General features: G+C 58.4%; 1 protein-coding gene and 1 pseudogene. Both read right to left on the bottom strand.

Annotated features, from left to right (window positions below; all coding sequences use genetic code 11):
* Positions 1-697 precede the first annotated feature (697 nt).
* Complete coding sequence (locus BLT03_RS23525; protein ID WP_139160538.1) at positions 698-1,147, bottom strand: hypothetical protein; 450 nt, start codon at positions 1,145-1,147, stop codon at positions 698-700.
* A pseudogene (locus BLT03_RS24635) lies at positions 1,147-2,571 on the bottom strand (hypothetical protein); the annotation flags it as partial. The gene BLT03_RS23525 and the pseudogene BLT03_RS24635, both read right to left, overlap by 1 nt.

Genomic DNA, 2,571 nt, shown 5'->3' with positions numbered 1-2,571 from the left:
CAGCGGCCGCAATGATGAGGTTGTTGGTGACCTCGAACTGGCCCCGGTTGATGAACTGGCCGCTCAGGTTCAGCGCCAGGTCGTTGGCGCTGATGACCGCCTCGGCGTTGTTCGCTCCGCTGCCAACTCCGACTGGGCCAGGGAGCGGGTTCGGCCGCTCCACTCCGACGGGAGCAGTGGCGGCAAATGTGCTGCCGGTGCCAACCACAGCATTCGCTATCAAATATATAGCATCTCGCCATAGTGTTAATTGCGCTGGAGGGCTTTTTGACTCATATCCCTGAGCAAGCGGCAGCACACCTGCCAGCAGCACTGCAGCCGATGCGCGGCGAAGGCAACTCAAAGTAGAAGCACGATTTGCCAAAGCGATCAGATCCCGTGGGATACGCCTACAGCTCTGGCGGCCTGGGACAACTCAAACGCTGGACGGGCACTTCTTGGGGCGATTCGGGCACCGAGCGGCTCCACGCCGACGATAACAGTGGTCTTAAAAATGCCCATGTTGCCAATCCAGCAATCGATATCAAATAAATAGCAAAATGCCCTAGTGTTAATTGCGTTGGCGGGCTTTTTGGCTCATGACTCCGAGAGGCGACTCCATCGTGGTGAGAAGAAAACCGCTCTTGGCATGGAGGGCGCGTCTGAGGGTGTTGCGCTTCAGATTGAGACCGCCCTGCAATCTCTGCGCAGCACAATCCTATCTTTGGTCCTCCGACAAGGCGACGAACGCAGCATCGAAGACTCTGCCGGGATCATCAACTGTCACGGACGCCTCATAAATGGCCTCCATGGCAGCCGTAAGAACATCCTTCCCTCCAGCAAAAGCTATTGCGGCAATCGCACGAGCTTGCCCAAATAAACGAAGAGCGTCTGCTTGAAAAACCTGATTGATTTCACTCTGGTCTTGCAATTCGAAATACTCACTATCCAGTTGCTCCGCCAAGGCGATTAACTCGGTTACTCGCTGAATCGATAACGTTCCTTGCTGCCGCAACTGCTCAAGCGATTCCAATGCGATGGGCTCATCTACCGAGGCTGCTTGCAAAGCAAGTTGGCATGCGGCAATGCTTGCCGCATGCTGTTGTTTCGGACTGGCTTTCCGAAGCCTTTCAGAAAGGTCTTGGGCTACTGTTTCTAGTCGCATCATTATGGTTTTCCCGGTTTCGGTCTTGGTGGGGGTTTCAAGGGAGTCGTAATGTTGGCTCCAGTTGGTGAAATGGTATTTTGACAACCCGCACATACTGGCCGCGTTGCACCGATATCAATAATCCTCAACCCGTTGGCATTTGCATAAGAAACGATGTCCGCTTCAGCATGGCCCGTTCCATCTATGACAATTTCTCCCGGCCGGAGAGTAACACCGGGCCGAAGATAACCGCGTGGCTCACTGGTGCTAATCACCACAGAACGAACGCCATCGGCGTCCTCAACTATGGCTACGCCCATCGTGATACGTCCTCGCGAATTTTCAGGTATTTGTGACACCAAATTATCTACTCGATCCTGAACAACAGTTGATGGTGTTTCATACTCAGGACCGCGTCCACCCACCCCTCCATTTGCCCCCTCATTGAAAACCACTCCCGGCCCCTGAGGCTCTGGAATCGGACTGACAGTGCTATTACTACCGGGCTTGGGATCAGCAATTTGATTCCCACCGGTGTTTCCCCCGCCACGCGGTCCTTCATTCGGCGTAGTCGTTGAATTTCCACCCGGAGTCGGGTTCTCCGTCTGGTCCCCGCCCGTGTTGTTGGGCCCTTGCACCGGCGTCCCAGGCTTGCCCGGCGTTCCACCAAACACGTCCACGCCCATCAGGCTTGCAGCAGCCATGCACGTCGGAGTCATGCGGCAACCACGCAGCACGGTCTCGTCAACCGCCTCGCCCAACCGCTGTAAATCTTGCACGGCAGTGATGAGTTGAGGGCCAACGTTTTGAGCGCACTTGGGTAACGCAAAGCAGGTGGCCAACACGGCCCCTCCGCCGATCTGGATGAGCCGCATCGCGAAGGCAGACGTGTTGTGCGCTGCTTCATTGCCCCCTGCCGCCGCGCCCGAGCTTCCACCCACAGCACCGCCCACGCCCAAGCCATAGCCCTGCACCAGGGCTTGCACCATCGGCTCGGGAAGTCCCACGCTGCGCAGCATGGTTTGCGCCTGGGGCGCGGTCATGGAGGTGACCCCGGCGCCCACCGCGCCGCCCACACCACCCGCGGCGCCTCCAATCAGCGCATGGCCCACCGCACGGCAGGTGCCCGACGGGCCCCAGCACTCGGCGGCTTCCTCATCGCCGTTTTGCAGCGCTTTCGCGTATTGCTGGGTCGAGTAGTTGCCCCAGGCAGTGCTACCTTGCTTACCGAACTCCCTGGTGATGGTGATCTGTGCATTCACCTCCTCGCTCACCCGGTTCTTGTCGAAGATGGGTTTGATGCCGGTCTCTTGATCTCCCGTGCGGGCCTCTGTGTTCCCGGCCACCCCGGAGATCCCCGCGCGGCTCGTGCTTTGCGCGTTGCCCTTGTCGCTGCCCACACCCGCTCCGCTGCTGCCCAACTGGCTGCCCACGCCCACCGTGAC

This window comes from Paracidovorax valerianellae, assembly GCF_900102625.1.
Taxonomy (GTDB): domain Bacteria; phylum Pseudomonadota; class Gammaproteobacteria; order Burkholderiales; family Burkholderiaceae_C; genus Paracidovorax; species Paracidovorax valerianellae.
This window is presented reverse-complemented; position numbering and strand designations above follow the sequence as displayed.